Annotated in this window: 1 protein-coding gene; it reads right to left on the bottom strand. The window is 71.3% G+C overall.

The features are described 5' to 3' along the window. Nucleotides 1–1740: type I polyketide synthase (locus F4V43_RS19400; protein ID WP_223879976.1), on the bottom strand; the 1740-nt coding region annotated here is incomplete at both ends.

Here is a 1740-nt window from a genome sequence, read left to right as displayed (position 1 = left end):
GCGTCGGGGTGAAGCGCTCCGGCTGCCCGTTCGTCCAGCGCCTCGCGCAGCGCCGCCGCCCACTCGGAAGCGGAGCGGCCGGCGACGAACAGACGGAACGGGCGGTGATCCCGGCGGCGGGCGGCGTTGTAGCCGATGGCCCCGATGGAAGCCGGGGCCGTGTCCAGGTAGTCGGCGTAGCGGCGGGCCATGTCCGCGAGCGCGGCTGGCGAGTGCGCCGACAGCGGCAGCGGGAGAAGCTCGGCCGCCTCGCTTGCCTCGCTGCCCTGCACGTTCATCTCATCCGCCTCCTTCCAGGCGGCCTGAAGCACGACGTGAGCGTTGGTGCCGCCGAAGCCGAAGGAGCTGACGCCGGCCAGCGGCGCTTCGCCGGGCTCTCCGACCGGCCAGGCCGAAGGAGCGGTCTGCACCTTCAGCGGCAGGCGGTCAAACGGAATGCGCGGGTTGGCCTCGCCGAAGTGCAGGCTGGCGGGAAGCTCGCGGTGCCACAGCGCCAACGCGGTCTTGATGAGACCGGCGACGCCGGCGGCCGCTTCCAGATGGCCGATGTTCGTCTTGACCGAGCCGATGGCGCACAACTGGCCTTCGGGGCGGCCTTCGGCCAGCACGGCGCCGAGCGCGGCGGCTTCGATCGGATCGCCGAGCGGCGTCCCGGTGCCGTGCGTCTCGACGTAGCGCAGATCGCCGGGCGAGACGCCGGCCCGGGAATAGGCGCTGCGCAGCACGGCTTCTTGAGCCTGGCGGCTGGGAGCGGTCAGGCCGTTGCTGCGGCCGTCCTGGTTGACGGCCGAGCCGCGGATCACGGCATAGATGCGGTCGCCGTCGGCGCGGGCCTGCTCCAGCGTCTTGAGCACCAGCAGTCCGGCGCCTTCGCCGCGGACATAGCCGTCGGCACGGGCGTCGAAGGACTTGCAGCGGCCGTCGGGCGCCATGGCGCCCATCTTGGCGAAATTGATCGACAGATCGGGGGCGAGAATCAGATTGACGCCGCCGACGAGCGCGGCCGAGGCTTCGCCGGCGGCCAGCGCGCGGCAGGCGAGATGAACGGCGACGAGCGACGAAGAGCAGGCGGTATCGACAGCCAGGCTGGGGCCGCGCAGATCGAGCAGATAGGACAGGCGGTTGGCGGCGATGCTGAGCGCGCCACCGGTGCCGGAGTAGATGTCGATCCGGTCGGGATCAGCAAAGAGGCGGCGGGAATAATCGCTGGCGCTGATGCCGACGAAGACGCCGGTGTCGGAACCGGCGAGGGAAGCGGCAGGCAGGCCGGCGTCATCGAGCGCTTCGGCGGCCAGCTCCAGCAGCAAGCGCTGCTGCGGGTCCATGCTGTCGGCTTCGCGGGCGGAGAGGCCGAAGAAGCCGGGATCGAAGGCATCGACGGCGCCGAGGAAGCCGCCCCAGCGGGACGAGGTTTTGCCGGGGACAGCGGCGTCGGGATCGAAGAAGCGGTCCAGATCGAAGCGGTCGGCGGGAACTTCGCCGACGGCATCCAGGCCCTGGCGAAGCAGGGACCAGAAGGCGTCCGGGTCCGGGGCACCAGGGAACCGGCAGGCGATGCCGACGATGGCGACCGGACCGGCGCTGCCGGTCTCTCCGGTGAAGGAAGCGTCCGTGCCGGCAGAATCGCAGGCCGGAAGGGAGCGCTCCGCTCCGGCGGCCTTTGTACCCTTGGCCGGAGTTCGTCCTGTCCGGCGGGCATTCGTCTCCCGCCTGTCCGCTCCCGCGCAGTATCCGGGAAGG

Origin of the sequence: Paenibacillus spiritus, from assembly GCF_008710135.1 — a bacterium.
GTDB classification, from domain to species: Bacteria; Bacillota; Bacilli; order Paenibacillales; family Paenibacillaceae; genus Paenibacillus_AQ; species Paenibacillus_AQ glufosinatiresistens.
The sequence above is the reverse complement of the archived record's forward strand: the minus strand, read 5'-3'. Positions and strand labels throughout refer to the sequence as shown.